The sequence below is a fragment of the Streptomyces sp. NPDC025806 genome, assembly GCF_055558275.1.
Genome location: NZ_JBVHMU010000002.1, coordinates 629,211 through 646,734 on the forward strand (window position 1 = coordinate 629,211; position 17,524 = coordinate 646,734).

The window sequence follows — 17,524 nt, forward strand, 5'->3', positions numbered from 1 at the left end:
CAGAGACCGAGCACGCACCTGTCCCGGACGCCACCGTGGAAACGGTGCCCGAGGGCACCGACCCCGCTCTGGCCTGTGGCGATGTTCCGCGCCGCGGACGATGCGAGCCGGACGGCGCAGACGCTGGTGCCGTCGTCGGCGGAGCCCGTGCGCGTGGTGCCCTGTTAGTGCAGTGAGCTCCCCGGTGGCAGCACGTGGGGGCTGTCGTCGAGGGGGATACCGACGGCGGCTCCCGCTTCGGCGACGGCTTTCTCGGCCTGTTCGATGGTGGCCAGATCGCGATCGCTGTGCGGGTAGTGGATGCGCGGGGCGGGCAGCCCGTAGGCTTCCAGACGGTACCGGTCGACGACGGCCACGAGGGCTTCGAGGGCAAGAAGCGCCCCGCGTTCCTGGAACCCCTGGCCGTCCCCATGTCCGACCTCACCGACGTGCTGCCGCACGTGCACTTCATCCAGGCGAAGTTCTTCGAGATCGACGACGACCTCCACGACCTGCACATCCCGTGGCTCGACATCGTCACGACCTTGCGCGATGCAGGGTGGCAGGGCTGGCTCTCCAGCGAGTACGAGGGGCGACGCGAACCCTACCGAGGCCGCGACCAGGTCCGCCGCCAGCACGCCCTCCTCCGCTCCCTGAACGGGAGGGTCGACCTGGGATGACGTCCGGCCGGGCCTCAGCCGGGGAGGCCCGCCACGCCTCAGTGACGGGCGGTTCCGGGGTTGCGCCGCACGCCCACGACAGCGAGCAGTCCGCCGAGCACACACAGGACTCCGGAAACCAGCACGGCGCTGTGGACGCCGTTCATGAATGCCTGGTGACTGCCCTCCGCGACCGCCGACTTGAAAGAGGCGGGCATGTCACCCGAGATCGGTGCGACGCCCATGGCCACCGCGTCCTTCGCCTCGGACAGACGAGCGGCCGCGTCGAGGGGCACGCCGGAGGAGGTCAGTTCCGCGGTCAGGGTCGAGCCGACTCGACTGCTGATGAGGGAGACCAGGACGGATGTGCCGAGCGCGCCGCCGATCTGTAGGGCGGTGGCCTGCAGCCCACCCGCGACCCCACCGTCCTTCACCGGCGCGTTGCCGACGATGGCATCGGAAGAGGACGCCATCACCATGCCGACGCCGAGGCCGAGCGCGATGAACGGGGGCCACATCGCGGTGTACGCGGAGTGGGCGCCCCAGCCGAGCATCATGAAGCAGGCGACGGCCTGGAGCGCCATGCCGAGCGGCATGGTCAGGCGCGGGCCGAACCTCTCGGTGAGCGCGGCGCCCATCGGGGAGGCGACCACCGAGGCGAGGCTGAGCGGCAGTGTGCGCACGCCGGCCTCGACCGGAGTGAAGCCCCGCACGTTCTGCAGGTACAGCATCACGAAGAAGATCACGCCGAGCAGGATGAAGAAGTTGAGGGCGGTGATGACGGTGCCGATGGTCAGGGCCGGGTTGCGGAAGAGGCGCATGGGCAGAAGCGGGTGTGCCAACCGGGTCTCGTGCCGGCCGAAGAGCACGAGGATCACGACGCCCGCGCCCATGACGCCCAGCGTGCCGGCCGAAGTCCAGCCCCATGTCTCGCCCTTGACGACGCCGAAGACGACGGCGAGCAGGCCGAGTGCGAGCAGCACGACGCCGGGGATGTCGAACTTCTCCTTCGCCGCCGCGATGTTCTTGCTCTGGGGCAGGACCGCCGCACTGAAGAGGAGTGCGACGACGCCGATGGGGGCGTTGATGTAGAAGACGGATTCCCAGCTGACGTGTTCGACGAGCAGGCCGCCCACGATCGGCCCGAGCGCCGTCGAGACCGACGACACCATGGCCCAGATGCCGACGGCCATGCCGAACTTCCTCGGCGGGAAGACGGCACGCAGCATGCCCAGGGTGTTGGGCATCAGCAGCGCCCCGAAGAAGCCCTGGAGGGCACGAAAGACGATGACGCCGTCGATGGAGCCTGCCAGGCCGATGGCGACGGAGGCGAGGGTGAAGCCGGCGACGCCGATGAGGTAGAAGGTGCGGCGGCCGAAACGGTCACCGAGTTTGCCGCCCAGGATGAGGGTCGCGGCGAGGGCGAGCAGGTAGGCGTTGGTGACCCACTGCAGGTCGGCGGTGGAGGCGTTCAGGTCGCGGCCGATCTCGGGGTTGGCGATCGACACGACCGATCCGTCCAGGCCGACCATGAACAGGCCGAAGGCGACGGCGACGAGGGTCAGCCACGGGTTGGACCGACGGCCGGATGGTTCGGTCGAATCTGCCGAAAGAGCAGGGGGAGCAGGGGAGTTGAAAACTTCGGCGGACATGGGTATGCGTCCTTTGTCAGGCAAATGGGCAGGTGGCGGCGGACGGCAGTGCGCGTCCCCGCAGGGGTGCGCCGTGCCCGGCGCGGATGCGTGCGGACACGGCTGGCCGGGGAGGCGAGAAGGGGCCGCCGCCGTCACCGCGTACAGGCCGGGCCTGTACGCGGGATCAGCCGGTGGCGGCGGGGTGAAGGCGCTCGTTGAGCGTCTGCAGCGAGGACAACGCCGAGCCGAGGGCGTCCAGTTCGCCGTCGGTCATGGTGCGCAACGCGCGGGCGACCTGGTTGCCCATGAGGTGCTGGACCTCCGTCAGGTGCTGACGGGAGAGCGCGGTGAGGTGCAGATGCGCGATGCGCTTGTCCTCCCGGTCCTGCCGACGCTCCAGCAGGCCCTGTTCGGTCAACTGCGTGACCAGGGCGCTGACGTTGTTGGGCTTCATCAGCAGAGCGTCTGCCGCCCGGCGGACGGTGACGCCGTCATGGGCCGCGACGTGACGCAGGAGCGCGAGCTGCGCCTCGGGCGGCTTCGGGTACGCAACCTCTGCGCCGATCTGCCGTTCCATGGCGCGTGCCAGCGTCGGCAGGCATGCCACGAGCCCGGCGGCTACGTGGTCGATGTCCTGGGCGGACGCGCTGGTCTCGGGCACGCCAGGACCTTAGGTCTGGCAGCATAGCTATGTCAAGATACCTACTGGCTCTACCGGCGGTACCCGTCGGGGGCCCGGCGGGCTCCTCGCCCGAGGTGCCTGTGGTGCCCCTCGTAGGCTGGCCCTATGACCGATACCCAGAACCTGACGCCCCGCGACGCCTTTGAGCTGCTCATGGCCGGCAATCAGCGTTTTGTCGCCGGCACGTCCGAGCACCCGAACCAGGACGCGGCCCGGCGTACGGAGATCGCGCCCTCTCAGCAGCCGTTCGCGGTGCTGTTCGGGTGCTCCGACTCCCGGCTGGCCGCCGAGATCATCTTCGACCGAGGGCTGGGAGACCTGTTCGTGGTCCGCACCGCGGGCCATGTCGCCGGCACCGAGGTTCTCGGTTCCATCGAGTTCGGCGTGAGCGTGCTCAGTGCCCCGCTGGTCGTCGTGCTCGGCCACGACTCGTGCGGCGCCGTCGGCGCCGCCTGTTCCGCGCTGGAGACCGGTAAGACGCCGGGCGGCTTCGTCCGTGACGTGGTCGAACGGGTGACCCCGAGCGTGCTCGCCGCCCGTGCCGCCAGGCGGGATAAGCCCGACGAGATCCTGGCCGAGCACATCGAGCACACCGTGGACCTGCTGCTGGAACGCTCCCGCGCCCTGGCCGAGGCCGTGGACGCCGGCCGTCTCGGCGTGGTGGGGCTCTCGTACCGACTGGCCGACGGCAGCGCACAGCTCGTGGCAACCCGCGGCCTTGGCACGTCGGCGACCGCTGCCTCGTGACCGTCCACCACCTTCGGCCGGACCCCGGCCCGACCGCTGACCGCACTCTTGCCGCAGCCTGCCCTGAGACGGCAGGCCGCGCAGCACAGCATCAGCCCGTGGTCATACGACGGGCCGGGGCCCCGCCGCGCGCCGCAGCCGGTTGGCGATCGCCAGTCCCAACCCCGTCTCCGCCGGCAGTGACGCGATGACGAGGTCGCATCCTCGCTCGTCGAACTCCCGCAGGAACCCGTACAGTCGGCGCGCGTAGTCGGACATCGAACCCGGGACCGTCACCACGGTGTGCGCCTTCACGTCGGCGTCCGTGAGGGCGGCGGGGAGCAGGACACCCACCTGGTGCCCCGACGCCTGGGCCTGTTCCGCCTCGGCGGCGACCTCATCCGCCTCGACGAGGACGACGCGAGCGCGCGGGGCGTAGTGGGAGGGGTGCTGGCCCGGCACCCGGACCGGGCTCGCCGAAGGAACGTCGATCGGGTGGCCCAGCACTTCTTCGAGGTCTTCGCGTGTCACCCCGCCGGGCCGCAGGACGGTCGGGATCTCGTTCGTGACGTCGACGATGGTGGACTCCACACCGACCGCACAGCGGCCGCCGTCCAGCACGAAGTCGACGGCGTCGCCGAGCTCGTCACGGACGTCGTCGGCGGTGGTGGGGCTGACCTGCCCGAAACGATTGGCGGACGGGGCCGTGACACCGCCGCCGAACGCCGCCAGCAACGAGAGGGCGACGGGATGGTCGGGCACCCGTACGGCCACCGTCTCCAAGCCGCCCGTCGCTTCGAGGGGGACCCGTCGCCCCCGACGCAGGACCAGCGTGAGAGGCCCCGGCCAGAAGTGCTCCGCCAGCAGTCGGGCGGTCGCGGGTACGTCCCGCACCCAGTCGTCCAACTGCTCGGAACCGCCGATGTGGACGATCAGCGGATGGGACGGCGGACGCCCCTTGACCTGAAAGATGCGCGAGACGGCCTCGGGGTTCTCGGCGTCGGCCCCCAGTCCGTAGACCGTCTCGGTCGGGAGAGCCACCAGACCGCCGGCGCGCAGCACACCGGCGGCCTTCTCGATGTCATGGGTTCCTGCGTTCACGTCGCCAATCCTAGAAGGCCGACGAGAGCACCTCCGGACCGTCCGCGGAAAGGTCAGGGCGTCGATGTCAGGTACGCGATGACCATGTCACCGAGCATCGTCCGGTAGTGCTCGCGCCGCCCCGGCTGGGTGAGGTCACGTCCGAACAGCGCCTGGAAGGTGTGCCGGTTGGCCACTCTGAAGAAGCAGAAGGAGCTGATCATCGCGTGCACATCGACGGCGTCCACGTCGGCCGTGAAGACGCCCTGCTCGCGCCCGGCCTCCAGAATGCGGCCGATGACCTCGGTCGCGGGGGAGCTGAGGGAGCCCAGGCTCGAGGCTGCCGCGATGTGCTCGGCCTCGTGGATGTTCTCGATGCTGACCAGGCGGATGAAATCGGGGTGTGCCTCGTGGTGGTCGAAGGTGAGCTCGGCCAGGCGGCGGATCGCGGACACGGGGTCCAGGTGCTCGACGTCGAGCTGCTGCTCCTGGCGCCGGATGACCGCGTAGGCCCGCTCCAGGACCGCGGTGAAGAGCTGCTCCTTGCTGCCGAAGTAGTAGTAGATCATCCGCTTCGTGGTGCGCATGCGGGCGGCGATCTCGTCCACGCGCGCGCCCGTGAAGCCGAGGCGGGCGAACTCCTCCGTGGCCACGTCGAGGATCTCCGCCTGGGTCCGAGCCGCGTCGCGGGTGCGCCGGGCGGGCTTGGCTGACGGGGGAACGGCGGCCATGCGGCTCCTCGCTGAGACGGACTGTCCGGGGCCCGTCAGTCTAACGTCGGCCGTCACAGCAGGTCGTGGGCGTCCGCGAGGGTCAGACGCCGTGCTGGTACGCGTGCTGCGCGGCCAACCGGACACCCGCGTTCTGCGCCCCGTAGCCGCGGTAGCCGCCGGCGCGTTGCACCAGTTCGAAGAAGACCCGCCCGATCGTGGGGGTGTAGCAATGGAAGAACTCTCCCGTCTCGTCGCGGTCGTAGAGGATGCCCAACTCCCGCAGCGTCCGCAGAAGGTGCGGCTCGAGGTCGTGGCGGGCGTCCAGATCGTCGTAGTAGTTGTCGGGGATCGGCAGCGGCCCCGCACCCCGCTCCCGCAGGAGACGGGCCGTGGCGACGATGTCGTCCGTCGCCAGGGCGATGTGCTGGAAGCGGACGTTCTCCTCGCTCGGTGCGGGGGCGACGTTGAGGGCGATCCGCACGCCACCGTCCGGGCCGGCGACGGCGCGGCTGCGGAACAGCCCGTACGGGTCGGCCAGGTCGAGGCTCTCCTCGGCCTCGAGCCCCAGGACGCTGCGGTAGAACAGTGAGGCCTCGTCGAACTGGTGCCACGGCTGGGTCAGCGCGATGTGGTCGATGCGACTGATGCCACCGGCCGGCTCCGCGGGCGAATGCGGCAGGCCGGTGAAGTCGTCTGTCCAGCTCGGATGGTCCGGCCTGCCCGTACGGCAGAAGAACAGCTGCGTGGCGTCGGGTGCCGCGACGGCGTCCAGGGGTGTGTCCCTCGGGCCGCGCCGGCGCGGGACGACGGGGGCGAGCAGCGCCTCAGCGCGCTGTGCGGCCTGTGCCGGGTCGGGGGTCTCCAGGCCGATGGCGGCCAGGGCGGGTCCGCCGCGGTGGCCGCCCGCGCCGGTGTTCACGAGGATCCGGGCCTCGCCCTGCTGCCACAGCTCGACCGGTTTGGAGGTGTGCCGTCCGGCCCGGGAGAAGCCCAGCGCCCCCAGGACGCCGCGCAGCGGCTCGGTGTCGGCCGCGGTCAGCTCGGCGAAGGCGAAACCCGACGGGGCGGCCGCAGCGGGCGGCGCGGCGAGTCCCGCGGACTCCTCGAGGAGAAGGAGGGAGCGCAGCGCGTCGACGGCGGTGGACGCCGCGCCCGCCTGCCGGAAGACGTCGTTGAACACTTCCAGGGACAGGGGGCCTCGGTATCCGGCCTTGACGGCCGCCGCCACCACACCGGCGACATCGAGGCCGCCCTGGCCCGGGAAGCAGCGGTAGTGGCGGCTCCACTGCAGGACGTCCATCGCCATCAGCGGTGCGTCGGCCAGCTGGAGGAAGAAGATCTTCTCGCCGGGGATGTCCGCGATGCCGGCGGGATCGCCGGCCCGGGAGAGGATGTGGAAGCTGTCCAGGCAGGTGCCGAGGGCCGGATGGTCGGCCTGTTCGACGATCCGCCAGGCGTGGTCGTACGTGTCGACGTGACGGCCCCAGGCGAGTGCCTCGTACGCGATGCGGATTCCGCGCCGCTGTGCCCGGTCCGCGAGCAGTCGCAACTGTTCGGCGGCGAGCGCGTCGTCGTCGAGGGATTCCGGGGCGACGCTGGAGCAGACCAGCAGCAGATCGGCACCCAGCCGCTCCATCACGTCGAACTTCCGTTCCGCGCGCCGGAGGTTGCGGGCGAGCAGCTCGGCGGGGACGGCCTCGAAGTCACGGAACGGCTGGTAGAGGTCGATGCTCAGGCCGAGGTCGGCGCAGCGCAGGCGCACGTCCTCGGGGCTGAGCGAGGTGGTGAGCAGATCGTTCTCGAAGATCTCCACGCCGTCGAAACCGGCGGTGGCGATGGCGGTGAGCTTCTCCGAGAGCGGGCCGCTGAGGGAGACGGTGGCGATCGACTTGCGCAAGGGTGTGCTCCTCTTGAGGACTCAGACCGGGGTGGTGGCCAGGCGGGCGAGGTCGGTGAGCATGTGTTCGGTGTGGGGTTCGAGGCCGGTGAAGAGCCGGAAGGCGTCGGCGGCCTGGAAGACGGCCATGCCGCCGCCGTCGAGCGTGCGGCAGCCGAGCGCCGCTGCCCGGCGCAGCAGCTCGGTCTCCAGCGGGCGGTAGACCACCTCGGCCACCCACATCGCGGGGCGGAGCAGCTCCGCGGGCAGCGGCATCCCGGGGTGGGCGGCCATCCCGGTGGGGGTGGCGTGGACGAGCCCGTCGGCGTCGGCGAGCTGCTCCGGCGCTTCCGCCACGGCGGCTCCGGACGCCCGTCCGGGGCCGAAGTGTTCGGTCAACGCGCCGGCCAGCCGGTCGGCGCGCACGGGGTCGGTGTCGAGCAGGGTGAGGCGGTCGACGCCGAGGGTCAGCAGGGCGTGCGCCACCGCGGCGCCGGCCCCGCCCGCTCCGAGCTGGACGACATGCTCGGTCGGGACGTCGCGCAGGCCGCGGGCGAAGGACTGGGCGAAGCCGGTGACATCGGTGTTGTGCCCGATCGCTCGGCCGCCCCTGAAGACGACGGTGTTCACGGCGCCGAGCTCGGCTGCCTCCGGGGCCAGCTCGTCGAGGTGCTCGATCACGAGCTGCTTGCAGGGGTGGGTGATGTTCAGTCCGTCGAAGCCGAGTCGGCGGGCGGCGTGCAACAGCTCGCCGACGTCCTCGGGAGCGATGCCCAGCACGTCGATGTCGAGGGTGCGGTAGACGAGACGGACGCCGTGCCGGTCGGCCTCGCGTTCGTGGAGTGCGGGGGACAGCGAGGGGCCGATCCCGCTGCCGATCAGGCCGGTGAGGTACGAGGTCATCCCATGCTCCCGTGGTTCGGACGCCATTTAATAACTAACTAGTTCGTACATTACGGTGCCGGGGTGGCCGGTGGGAATACTTGGCGAGGGCCACCCCGGCCCCGGGGTCCAGCTGGTGGGTTCGCTCAGCGTGTGGCCGGCTCGCGGAGCGATGCCCTCTCCGGTTCGGCCGAGCGGTGCAGGCCGAGTTCGGCGGTGGGTGTCCTGTGGGTCTCGCGCCCGGTCGCCACGGCGATCGCGCAGACGGCGCAGAAGGCCGCGGTGAAGGCCGCGACACCCACCCAGTTGTCGCCGTTCGGGCCGGCGATCTGAGCGGCGAACGTCACGGCGAACCCGGCCACGGCGAAGCCGGTCTGGGTGCCGACGGCCACGCCGGACAGCCGGACGCGGGCCGGGAACATCTCGCTGTAGAAGGAGGGCCAGATGCCGTTGGCCGCGCTGTAGACGACGCCGAAGAACAGCAGGCCGGTCACGAAGACCAGGGGATAACTGCCCGTGGAGATCGCCCACAGGTAGACGAAGATCATGACGCCGGATCCGAGTGCGCCGACGAGGAAGACCGGCCTGCGGCCGATCCGGTCGGAGAGCTTCGCCCACAACGGGATGGCGACCAGCGCCACCGCGTTGGCGCAGCCGTTCACCCAGAGCATCCCCGACTTGGTCAGCCCCGCGGCCTCGCTCGTGGCGTACGAGAGTGCCCAGACGGAGAAGATCGTGCTGACCGTCGCGATCAGGGCCGCCGCGACCACCCGCAGTACGTCGGCCCAGTGGTTCCTGAGCAGCTCCGCCAGCGGCATCCTGGCCACGTCCTGGCCGGCGGAGGCCTGCTGGAACACCGGGGTCTCCTCGAGGGTCCGGCGGATCACGTACCCCGCGATCGCGACGAGGGCGCTCAGCAGGAACGGGATCCGCCACCCCCAGGAGTACAGCTGCTCGTCGGGGAGCGCCGCGACGGGGATGAAGACCAGGGTCGCGAGGATCTGGCCGGCCTGGGTGCCGTTCAGGGTGAAGCTGGTGTAGTAACCGCGCCGGTGCTCCGGCGCGTGCTCCAGCGTCATGGCGTTCGAGCTGGCCTGCTCGCCCGCCGCGGACAGGCCCTGCAGCACGCGCATCAGCACGAGCAGCACCGGGGCGGTGGTGCCGGCCTGGGCGTAGGTGGGCAGGCACCCGATCAGGAAGGTGGACAGACCCATCAGGATCAGGGTCCACACCATGATCGTCCGCCGCCCCAGCCGGTCACCGAGGTGGCCGAGGAAGAGGGCTCCGACGGGGCGCGCGGCGTAGGCGACGCCGAAGGTCGCCAGGGAGATCAGGGTCGCGGTCGCCGGGTCGTCCGGCGCGAAGAAGACCTTCGGGAAGACCAGCGCGGCGGCGCTGCCGTAGATGAAGAAGTCGTAGTACTCCAGGGCGCTGCCGATCCAGGCGGCGAGGGCGGCCTTGCGAGGTTTGCCCTGGGGCGGAGCGGGCGGCACCCCGCCGGCGTGCGGGTGAGCGGACACGTGGACTCCTCGGGGGACAGCCACCGGCCCGGTCGGCGCGGGCAGCGGGTGGCGCGGGTACGTGAACGGCGTGTTGCGGGGGAGGCCAGGCGCAGGGCGAGTGTCGCATGCCCGGCCGAAACAGTTAACGCACTAGATAGTTAATTAACTTGGATGGGATGCTGCCCGCCGCCCTGACCGGTGTCAATACATCCGCCCGTAACAAAGCGCGGACGCCCGCACGGGCGAGGCGGTGGCCACCGCGGAGGCCCCGGACGACGCTCCGGTTCTCCTCGCCGAGGTGTGGTACCGGGTGCGCGGCTGGAACGGCGCGACTGGCGCGCAGGCGGTCGACGGAGACCCACTAGCGACATGCCATCGGGGAGTCGTTGTCGCTGATCCGGTGCTCGCTGCGCCGTGACCGGCTGCGGGGGACCGGGCGGGGGCCGGCCGGATGCAGTCGGCGCAGCCGGTGCGTACCGAACAGAGTTGAACATGTTCAATTTTCATGGCAGCGTGAGCGCTTGACGATCTGGTGCGCGAAGCAACCGGCGTTTGCCGTACGTAAGGGGGAGTCATGCCTGATGAACGAGGGCGAGTCGCTGCGGGGTCGCGGGGAGTGGCTGTGGCGGTCGCGGTGTTGACGCTGGCTACGGGGTGTATGTGGCAGCAACAGACGCTGACTCGGGCCGACATCGTGGGCACCTGGACCGAGGGCGATACGGGGACCCTGCTCTTCAAGGATGATGGCACCGTCGTCGTGACCAACCTCGCCGAGTTCAACAACGACGGCGACAAGGTGTCCCAGTGCAGCGGCACCGGCGAGTGGGGCGTGTATCCCGACGGCAAGGTAGCGGAGAAGTTGTGGACCACCGTCTGCGACGGCAACCCGTGGGAATTCGGCGGCTCGAAGGAGCATCCGACGATGCGGCGCAGCGTGGGAGATCCTGACAACGGGGACGCCCAGACCCTCAGCCGCAAGTAGCGGAAGCCCGCCCGGCGCGTCCAGCCCGCCATCCACCCGGCTCACCTGTACTGCCCCAGGTGACGGTGTGAAGTAGCGACCTTGAAGAGTGAAGCCTTCTCGGCTGTGCCCATTCTCCGGGCCCCGTCGAGGACGAACCGCACCCGCTCGGTCACGGCAAACTCGTCCCGCTCGGCCCGCACCTCAGACAGTCGCTTGACCAGCTGCTCTTCCATGCGCGGGCTCTGTGGAGTCGTGAGCCCTGCTTGCGGCTGTGCTTGAAGTTGCAAGACCAGTGATGCGCCCGCGCCGACCAGGACGCAGAAGACTGCGCCGCCGTAGTTGTCCTAGTTGTCCTGGGTGATGCCGGCGGCGTCGATCACGGTCCCGATGACGAGGGGGAAACCGGTGGTCTGGCTGGCCCGTTTCCCGTGAGCTCCTCGAATGAACGGACGATGAATCGCGCCGCCGCGGTGGGCCGACCGTTCACGCCGGTTGCTCATCTGCCTCACCAACCCGGCCTCATCCTGGAGACGACCGAGGATCCCTTGCCCGGGCCGAGCAGCACCCGGCGTTGCCCACCACGTGCAGCAGGCTGGCCTCCGCGCCACCGATGCGGACCTCCACGTTCAGGCCGTTACCGGCGACGGAGCGGGTCCACGCGGGGGAGACGTGGTTCGCTCCCCTCTCCAGAGACCAGCCGTTGGCCGACGTCGGGACTTTGCCCTTGAGCGTGGTCAGTTCGAGCGAGGACAGGTGGCAGAACAGGCTCATTTGCGCGTTGTCGCGCGTTCTGGTTCTCCTCTTTAATCTGCCCCGGGCAGACATCGTGCCAAGGAACGGGGAGGACGCGTGCTGAAGAAGATTGCCGCGGTAGGTGTGGCGGCGGCCGCTGCTCTGGGCTGGGGCCTCGGTGCCGCGCCCGCACAGGCTGCGGGGATGGCGTACATGCAGGTGCGCAGCGTGGCTTACAGCCTGGGGGAGTGCCTCGATTACAGGTCTGACTACGGCCCCTACACGACGGGCTGTAACGGTGGCGCGTATCAGACCTGGCTGATGTTCGATGGCCTGGAAACGCTGACCGAAGTCCGGCAGAACGTCGGCGACAAGCTGTGTCTGGTGGCCCGCAACGGAATGCCGACGATGCGGCAGTGCTTGGCCGACGATCCGGCCGCCTTGTGGAAGGTGCACGACATCGGTGCCCAGGATGGGTACCAACTGATCAACAACGCAACGAAGACCTGTCTTGTCGCGGGGTCAGGGGCGATCCATCACGTCAGCCTGAACGCGTGCGACGGCGGCGGATCCCGGTTGTGGGCCCCCTTCTACGCCTGACCGCTGTCGGCGCCTGTCCCGCCGGGCCCGACCGAACAGCTCCTGCTGGGAGGCTACGAAGAGGGGCGTCATCATCGACTTCTGTGAAGCCAAACCGATCCTCAGTGTCCGGGACCGGTGCGTGAGAGTACTCGATCACCGAGGACCACAACGGCCAGTTCGAGATCCTGCCGGTTTGACTCAGGAGGGCCGAGTCGGCGAGAGCTGCCACCGACCCGAGTGGCCGGGCGGCAGTCCCAAGTCGCGCCGGATCGCCGCGTAGTACTTCTCCCGGGCCATGCGCTGCTTCTCGATCTGCACCAACCACGTGTCAGCGGTACAGCCAGGAGCACGCAGAAGGTCGGCAACCTCCATGACGGTGACCGCCCACCCGTGCGCAGCCTCTACAACGTCCGCAGAGCCGGGCATCAGCAGCCCTTCTCCGGCTACGGACCGGGAGTCTGCAGCGTCGACCAGCAAGGGAGCTACTTCTGCGGCCGGCAGGGGGTGCGGATAGCCGTCGTGGCCGAGAGTGCTGCGCCACGACGATGGAGGGGGACGGTCTTCTTCAGCGTCAGCGCGTAGTCGGTGTAGGCCGCCAGCTGCTGCTCCTGCCGTCGGGCTGCGTGCTCCCGATGGAACCTCGCCCGATCACCACGCATGACCACCACGTACGAGCCGAAGGCTCCGATCATCACCCCGAGCAGGGCCGGGAGTTGCTTTATGAAGTCTGACATCGCCGCATGCTAGTGCTCCAAAGGGCTCAGGGTGGAAGCCGTTCCGACTCTTGCTCGGCGCTCCTGACTGTCCTGTGACAGCGCAGGTTGAGCGTGTGTCACCGAACTTTGATCTGTTGGTCACGCCTCGCAGCTAGCGTCCAAGCTTTCGACGCAACCAGCTCGCCCCAAGAGCGGCCACGGCGATCAAGAACATGAGGGCCGCCCCCAGCACCACAGTCACCCCGGCCGAGATCGCGAAGATCCCCCACCATGGCGGATCGCCGTCCATAACGCACCTCCGATGGTTCAGCACATGCCGAGCAGGACGACGCACTCTGGGCTCTGGTTCCACGGCCGCGCCCAACATTCGCGCTCTGCGTCCGGCCAAGTGGTGTGCGGGGCCACCCCCATTGACGCGGGCGCCGTCAGCGCCCGCGTCAGAACACCGCGTCCGCCATGCAGCCGGCGGGGCCGGCCGATAACGCCGTCACGCTTCCCGCCCGGACATCGAGACGCTACGAGCCGGCGGGCACGGGCCGGGCGTCGGCGAGGATGTCGCGGAGGTCGGCGGGCACATGGGGGTGATCGATCCAGGTCACCGAGACGTTGGCCAGGGCGCGCCGGCGCCGACCTCCAGGAGCTCAAGTCCTCGCACAGCTCCGGTCCGGGCGCGGTCGTGACGACGCTGAAGCCGCCATGGTCCGCTGCGTCGGGAGGTCCCGGGTGTCAAGCCGGGGAACCCTGACACAACTCCCCTCTGTCCCGCAGGGGTTCCGCCGCTGACTCCCGCACGGATCTCGGGGTGCGCTCTCCCCCGGGCAGACGATCCGCCGGAGCAGCCCCGCTCACGAGGATGGTCCCGTCCCGAACGGCACACGACACCCCACCTCGCAGGAGTCACCCCATGAAGCCGGTCCGTCGCATTGCCATTGCCACCCTCCTCGTCGCCGCCACCCTCGCCCCGCTCGGCGGGACCGCGCTGGCCGCCGCCCCGACACTCCCCACCCACGTCACGGCCGTCGGCACCTCCACCCCCAGCTCCGGCGTCCAGGCGCTCCAGCAGGCCCTGGAAGGCGTACCGGACGACGACGTCTCGGCCGCCCTCATCAGAGTCGGCGGCACCGAGACCTGGGCCGGCTCGGCCGGTATCCGCGACCGCGTGACCCAGGCCCCCGCGCGGCCCGGCGCCCGCTTCCGTGCCGGCTCCGTCACCAAGATCGTCACCGCCGCCACCGTCCTCAGCCTGGTCGCGGACGGCAAGGTCGCACTCGACGCCCGCGCCGACCGCTACCTGCCCGGACTCTTCCCCACCGGCTTCCCCGCCGACCGGATCCCCACCGTCCGCCAGCTCCTCGACTACACCAGCGGCCTGCGCGACGGTGCGAGCCTCGGCGAGACCGACGAGGAGCTGTACGCCAACCGCTTCCGCACCCTCACCCCCCGCCAGGTCGTGGCGGCCTCCCTGGCCGGCGGCTCCCTGTCGGCCCCCGGCACGGTCCAGCGTTACGCCAACATCCACTACACGGTCCTGGGCCTCCTCATCGAGAGCGTCACCAAGGACACGTACGCCCACCAGGCACAGCTCCGCGTACTGCACCCCCTGGGCATGCGAAACACCGGCTTCCCCAGCCCCGGCGACCCGTTCGTGCACGGCGTCCACAACCGGGCGTACGCACAGGTCGACGGCCACCGCGTCGACGTGACGGAGTGGAACATGGTGGACCGCCGCGCAGCCGGCGACATGATCTCGACCACCGTAGACCTGGAACGCCTGCTGACCGGGCTCTTCTCCGGCGCCCTGCTGCCCGCCCCGCTCCTGGACGCCATGCTCAGCCTGCCCGCGGGCCACGTCGAGTACGACGGCGACCGCCAGTACGGCATGGGCTTCCAGCGTCTCGACCTCGGCGGCGGCACCATCATCTGGGCGAAGACAGGCTCCCGCCCCGGCTACCACACGGTCATCGCGGGCGACCGTCAGCTGTCACGCACGGTCGTCTACTCACTGAACGCCGAAAGTGCGAAGGACGATGGCGAAAAGCTGGCCCGCCGCTTCGCCCTCCCGGCCTTCCTCGACTGATCCCGGATGATGCCGCCGAAGCCTCCGACCCGGGCGGCCGGCATCTCGGGGCAGGAAACCGCTTCTGCCTGCCGGCGTTGAGCTGCCGCGGCGGAGACGCAGCGGAGCTTCTGTCTGCCAGGCCGTTTCCGGCGGCGGCCGCGCCACTGCTTCAGCTTGTTGATGCACCGCTCGACCGTGTGACGACGATGGCCAGGGGTACGCCTCGGCTGTGGCAGGTGCGTGTTCGCGCCCCTGCCCGATTGAGCCTCCAGGGCCGCCCTGAGCGAATGGGGCGAGGGTGAGCGTACTGCGGCGAGGGCTGATCAACGCGTGCCATAGGACTCATTGCGACTATACATTGAGCGTATACATTCAATGTATAGTCCTGGAGCATGGCTTCCCTGACCGCATTCCGCCGTAACACCCCCGTTGCCGTGCTCACCGTGACCGCCGCTTTCGGGCTGCTGCTCGGCTGGGCAACGTACGGCCTGCACGGAATGACACCTCTGTTGGAGCGGGCGACCAACTCGTCGTCCACCTGGATCCTCTGGACTGCCACAGCCGGTGCACTGATCCGTGAACGGCAACTCGCCGTCTGGGGAGGTGCGTTGATGATGCTTGCCACCTGTTGGGGCTACTACGCGGCATCCGCCCTTGGAGGCACCTTCGGGAGCGGAGGGCTCGGTACCGCCGCTGTGTGGTCGGTGGCGGGGTTGGCCGGAGGGCCCTTGCTGGGATGGGCAGGGTGGACAATTCGACGCGGCCGGGGTGATGTGCGGGCGGTAGCCGGGGCTGTGATCACGACGGTGGTGCTGGGTGAGGGGCTCTGGTTGGGGCTGGGGCTCCATTACTGGGGAGAAGCGGTCGCCTTCCTGACTGTCGGCGTGCTACTCACCGCCCTCCTCACCGTCTACCTGGCGCGCACCGGGGTGCACCGCTACTGGCTGTGCTCCACGCTTGCTCCCGCGGGCGGCTTCGTCTTCTACCTCGCAGTGAAGGGCATCCTCAACGGCTTGCTCGGATCGGCGTGATTCCCAGGGCGTAGAAGCCGTACTCCAACTGCTGGTACCACGCTCGTTCGCTCTCGAGCTCCTTCGACACCTGAACGGGTACTCCGCCGGTGTGGTCGCCTGTCGACACCATGACCACGAACGACGTGCCCTCGTCTGCCGGGTCGGACGGATTGGCGATCACCGTAAAGTCCCACGTTGCCGCGCCGGGCACGTCCGATGCGGCACCCATCCGGCGCAGGACGAACGTCGGCTGTCGCAGAAGAACTCCGGACTGCGCCCGGATCGCCATCGCCGTCTGCCCTACGATCCGCCAGGGTGGCTCCGGGCGCGTGTGGTGAACGTCCGAAAAGAGTTGGCGCCGCAGCTGAGAGTACTCAGCCGCCGTCTGGGCCAAGGACCTCGTGTCCTCGGCCATCTGACGGCTGGTGTCGCAACTGTCGAGCAGACCGGCCAAGGAGTCCAGTCTGTCCCGGACCCATGGTTTGAGGAAGCGATCAAGACCACCCAGCCGGTAGGCGTCCTCGGCCGACTCGGCAACCCATAACGCGCCACGCGCCAAACCCTGATGTCTGTCGGCGAGATTCATTCGGCTTTCCTTTCCCTGAGACGACGATCAACGCTTGACCGTATCGATCAGTAGTCCGAACTGGGTGCCATCAGTGGCAGTTGGGGCGGTGTGGCGGTCGGCGGGATGGTGTACCAGGAAGTTTTGATCACGTGACACAGACACGTACACCTCGGCCCCCAAGCCCCTCAGCCCCGTGGCACCCCGCTGGCGCCTGCTGAACCAGGCCGCCGCTGCCACCCCTGGGCGTGACGCTCGCAACTGCTCCTTGTGTCGCGAGCACGACGCAGGCCGAGCTTCGCCCAGCGAGCCAGGACGCGATGATCGGGGTGGCGCAGCACGTAAGGGCTGAAGTCCGGCCCGACGGGTCGGGGGAGCGCCCGATCGCGACCGGGAACCTAGCGACGACGGCCGAGATGTATAGAGATCGAGGCGAGCGCGAGTGCCCCGAGCGCGCGAGACATCCTGCTCTCCTCCGTGATCAACGACACCACCAGGATCGAGATGACCAGCACACTGGCGGGCCGACCCCAGCGCGCCATCGTCCTGGCGAGCCGCACAACGAGCGACCGATCCCCGCGCAAGTTCTTCGCACTGCTACGTCCCTCGCGCATCCCGCCCCAGATGTGATCGGCAGGAACCCCCGTTCCTGATCCCTCTCATCTACCGTGATGTGCCTGCGGATCACAAGAGGCGCGTTGTGTGCAGGTCAGGAGTTAGATGCTCGTCTGGCCGCACGCGGGCGGCGTGATTCGACAGGAACACGCCGGTGAACTTCTCGCCGGCCCCTACGCCTGAGGTGACGGCGGAGAGGAGCAGTATCAAGTTCGTGCACCTCGGCGAGCGTGAGCACGGGGAGCGGCGTGGCGGGCGGTCGTCGGCGGTGGTGTCGCCGTCGAGATTCATGACCGAGGAGCGCAGGCGCGGCCATGCGAGTCACGCAACTGCATCGTCGTGAGCTGCTACGCGCCGCACCCACCGGGAGATTTGAGCGCGGCAGTCCACCGAGCAGGGACGAGTCCCTGGGCCCGCTGCGTAGCACCGGTGGTCAGGTGGGCTGGGGGCGGCCGAAGAGCAGGTCGAACCCTGCTGGGAGCTGGAGCAGGATCTCCTCGAGGAGCTCGTCTACGGCGGTGTCGGCGACCGCGGAGCCAATTGCA

17 protein-coding genes and 1 pseudogene are annotated in these 17,524 nt (G+C 69.4%); 6 read left to right on the plus strand and 12 right to left on the minus strand.

The window, feature by feature from the left end; all coding sequences use genetic code 11:
- The first annotated feature begins 194 nt into the window (after window positions 1-194).
- On the plus strand, window positions 195-659 hold the full coding sequence (locus ACZ4E1_RS06510; protein WP_467536429.1) for a hypothetical protein: 465 nt from the start codon (window positions 195-197) through the stop codon (window positions 657-659).
- 38 nt (window positions 660-697) lie between these two features.
- Here ACZ4E1_RS06510 and ACZ4E1_RS06515 read toward each other — a convergent pair whose 3' ends face one another.
- Together ACZ4E1_RS06515 and ACZ4E1_RS06520 are read right to left on the minus strand one after the other, a co-directional pair.
- Window positions 698-2,290 (minus strand): MFS transporter, encoded by a 1,593-nt coding sequence (locus ACZ4E1_RS06515; RefSeq protein WP_467536430.1) that lies wholly within the window; start codon window positions 2,288-2,290, stop codon window positions 698-700.
- 166 nt (window positions 2,291-2,456) lie between these two features.
- Window positions 2,457-2,933, minus strand: coding sequence for a MarR family winged helix-turn-helix transcriptional regulator (locus ACZ4E1_RS06520; protein WP_467536432.1), 477 nt, complete (start codon window positions 2,931-2,933; stop codon window positions 2,457-2,459).
- Between the two features lie 126 nt (window positions 2,934-3,059).
- Here ACZ4E1_RS06520 and ACZ4E1_RS06525 point away from each other — a divergent pair, with 126 nt between their 5' ends.
- Window positions 3,060-3,701 carry a carbonic anhydrase gene (locus ACZ4E1_RS06525; protein WP_467536433.1) on the plus strand — a complete coding sequence of 214 codons (642 nt, stop codon included), beginning with the start codon at window positions 3,060-3,062 and terminating at the stop codon, window positions 3,699-3,701.
- Between the two features lie 102 nt (window positions 3,702-3,803).
- Here the strand turns inward: ACZ4E1_RS06525 and ACZ4E1_RS06530 are convergent, their stop codons facing one another.
- The 5 genes from ACZ4E1_RS06530 to ACZ4E1_RS06550 all read right to left on the minus strand — a co-directional run bounded on the left by ACZ4E1_RS06530 (window position 3,804) and on the right by ACZ4E1_RS06550 (window position 9,751).
- A complete protein-coding gene (locus ACZ4E1_RS06530; protein ID WP_467536434.1) occupies window positions 3,804-4,781 on the minus strand; it encodes an L-threonylcarbamoyladenylate synthase in 978 nt (325 codons plus the stop codon).
- Window positions 4,782-4,834: 53 nt separating this feature from the next.
- On the minus strand, window positions 4,835-5,491 hold the full coding sequence (locus ACZ4E1_RS06535; RefSeq protein WP_467536436.1) for a TetR/AcrR family transcriptional regulator: 657 nt from the start codon (window positions 5,489-5,491) through the stop codon (window positions 4,835-4,837).
- Between the two features lie 82 nt (window positions 5,492-5,573).
- Window positions 5,574-7,370, minus strand: a complete 1,797-nt coding sequence (locus ACZ4E1_RS06540) for a bifunctional sugar phosphate isomerase/epimerase/4-hydroxyphenylpyruvate dioxygenase family protein (RefSeq protein ID WP_467536438.1) — start codon at window positions 7,368-7,370, stop codon at window positions 5,574-5,576.
- Window positions 7,371-7,391: 21 nt separating this feature from the next.
- Window positions 7,392-8,252, minus strand: coding sequence for a shikimate dehydrogenase (locus ACZ4E1_RS06545; protein WP_467536439.1), 861 nt, complete (start codon window positions 8,250-8,252; stop codon window positions 7,392-7,394).
- A gap of 125 nt (window positions 8,253-8,377) precedes the next feature.
- A complete protein-coding gene (locus ACZ4E1_RS06550; protein ID WP_467536440.1) occupies window positions 8,378-9,751 on the minus strand; it encodes an MFS transporter in 1,374 nt (457 codons plus the stop codon).
- 604 nt (window positions 9,752-10,355) lie between these two features.
- Here ACZ4E1_RS06550 and ACZ4E1_RS06555 point away from each other — a divergent pair.
- The gene (locus tag ACZ4E1_RS06555) at window positions 10,356-10,715 is read left to right on the plus strand and encodes a hypothetical protein (RefSeq protein ID WP_467536442.1); all 360 of its coding nucleotides are present in this window, start codon (window positions 10,356-10,358) and stop codon (window positions 10,713-10,715) included.
- Window positions 10,716-10,756: 41 nt separating this feature from the next.
- Here the strand turns inward: ACZ4E1_RS06555 and ACZ4E1_RS06560 are convergent, their stop codons facing one another.
- Both ACZ4E1_RS06560 and ACZ4E1_RS06565 read right to left on the minus strand, forming a co-directional pair.
- The gene (locus ACZ4E1_RS06560; protein ID WP_467536444.1) at window positions 10,757-10,930 is read right to left on the minus strand and encodes a hypothetical protein; all 174 of its coding nucleotides are present in this window, start codon (window positions 10,928-10,930) and stop codon (window positions 10,757-10,759) included.
- A 286-nt stretch (window positions 10,931-11,216) separates the two neighbouring features.
- Entirely contained in the window at window positions 11,217-11,468 is a 252-nt protein-coding gene (locus tag ACZ4E1_RS06565; RefSeq protein WP_467536446.1) for a hypothetical protein, read from the minus strand.
- Window positions 11,469-11,546: 78 nt separating this feature from the next.
- Between ACZ4E1_RS06565 and ACZ4E1_RS06570 the strand changes: the two genes are divergently transcribed.
- Entirely contained in the window at window positions 11,547-12,029 is a 483-nt protein-coding gene (locus ACZ4E1_RS06570) for an RICIN domain-containing protein (RefSeq protein WP_467536448.1), read from the plus strand.
- Between the two features lie 464 nt (window positions 12,030-12,493).
- Here the strand turns inward: ACZ4E1_RS06570 and ACZ4E1_RS06575 are convergent, their stop codons facing one another.
- Window positions 12,494-12,745 carry a hypothetical protein gene (locus ACZ4E1_RS06575; RefSeq protein ID WP_467536450.1) on the minus strand — a complete coding sequence of 84 codons (252 nt, stop codon included), beginning with the start codon at window positions 12,743-12,745 and terminating at the stop codon, window positions 12,494-12,496.
- Window positions 12,746-13,631: 886 nt separating this feature from the next.
- Here ACZ4E1_RS06575 and ACZ4E1_RS06580 point away from each other — a divergent pair.
- The gene (locus ACZ4E1_RS06580; protein ID WP_467536452.1) at window positions 13,632-14,804 is read left to right on the plus strand and encodes a serine hydrolase domain-containing protein; all 1,173 of its coding nucleotides are present in this window, start codon (window positions 13,632-13,634) and stop codon (window positions 14,802-14,804) included.
- 374 nt (window positions 14,805-15,178) lie between these two features.
- A complete protein-coding gene (locus tag ACZ4E1_RS06585; RefSeq protein ID WP_467536453.1) occupies window positions 15,179-15,817 on the plus strand; it encodes a DUF6518 family protein in 639 nt (212 codons plus the stop codon).
- Here the strand turns inward: ACZ4E1_RS06585 and ACZ4E1_RS06590 are convergent.
- Entirely contained in the window at window positions 15,792-16,385 is a 594-nt protein-coding gene (locus tag ACZ4E1_RS06590) for a hypothetical protein (protein WP_467536455.1), read from the minus strand. The genes ACZ4E1_RS06585 and ACZ4E1_RS06590 overlap by 26 nt on opposite strands.
- Window positions 16,386-17,412: 1,027 nt before the next feature.
- Window positions 17,413-17,523: pseudogene (locus tag ACZ4E1_RS06595) on the minus strand (DUF2267 domain-containing protein); the annotation flags it as partial.
- Window position 17,524: the final 1 nt, after the last annotated feature.

What these genes read in the sequence shown, in the direction of transcription:
- ACZ4E1_RS06585 (WP_467536453.1), top strand. Translation starts at nt 15,179, where the DNA reads ATGGCTTCCCTGACCGCATTCCGCCGTAACACCCCCGTTGCCGTGCTC.
- ACZ4E1_RS06560 (WP_467536444.1), bottom strand. Translation starts at nt 10,930, where the DNA reads ATGGAAGAGCAGCTGGTCAAGCGACTGTCTGAGGTGCGGGCCGAGCGG.
- ACZ4E1_RS06535 (WP_467536436.1), bottom strand. Translation starts at nt 5,491, where the DNA reads ATGGCCGCCGTTCCCCCGTCAGCCAAGCCCGCCCGGCGCACCCGCGAC.
- ACZ4E1_RS06545 (WP_467536439.1), bottom strand. Translation starts at nt 8,252, where the DNA reads ATGACCTCGTACCTCACCGGCCTGATCGGCAGCGGGATCGGCCCCTCG.
- ACZ4E1_RS06525 (WP_467536433.1), top strand. Translation starts at nt 3,060, where the DNA reads ATGACCGATACCCAGAACCTGACGCCCCGCGACGCCTTTGAGCTGCTC.
- ACZ4E1_RS06580 (WP_467536452.1), top strand. Translation starts at nt 13,632, where the DNA reads ATGAAGCCGGTCCGTCGCATTGCCATTGCCACCCTCCTCGTCGCCGCC.
- ACZ4E1_RS06590 (WP_467536455.1), bottom strand. Translation starts at nt 16,385, where the DNA reads ATGAATCTCGCCGACAGACATCAGGGTTTGGCGCGTGGCGCGTTATGG.
- ACZ4E1_RS06515 (WP_467536430.1), bottom strand. Translation starts at nt 2,290, where the DNA reads ATGTCCGCCGAAGTTTTCAACTCCCCTGCTCCCCCTGCTCTTTCGGCA.
- ACZ4E1_RS06565 (WP_467536446.1), bottom strand. Translation starts at nt 11,468, where the DNA reads ATGAGCCTGTTCTGCCACCTGTCCTCGCTCGAACTGACCACGCTCAAG.
- ACZ4E1_RS06575 (WP_467536450.1), bottom strand. Translation starts at nt 12,745, where the DNA reads ATGTCAGACTTCATAAAGCAACTCCCGGCCCTGCTCGGGGTGATGATC.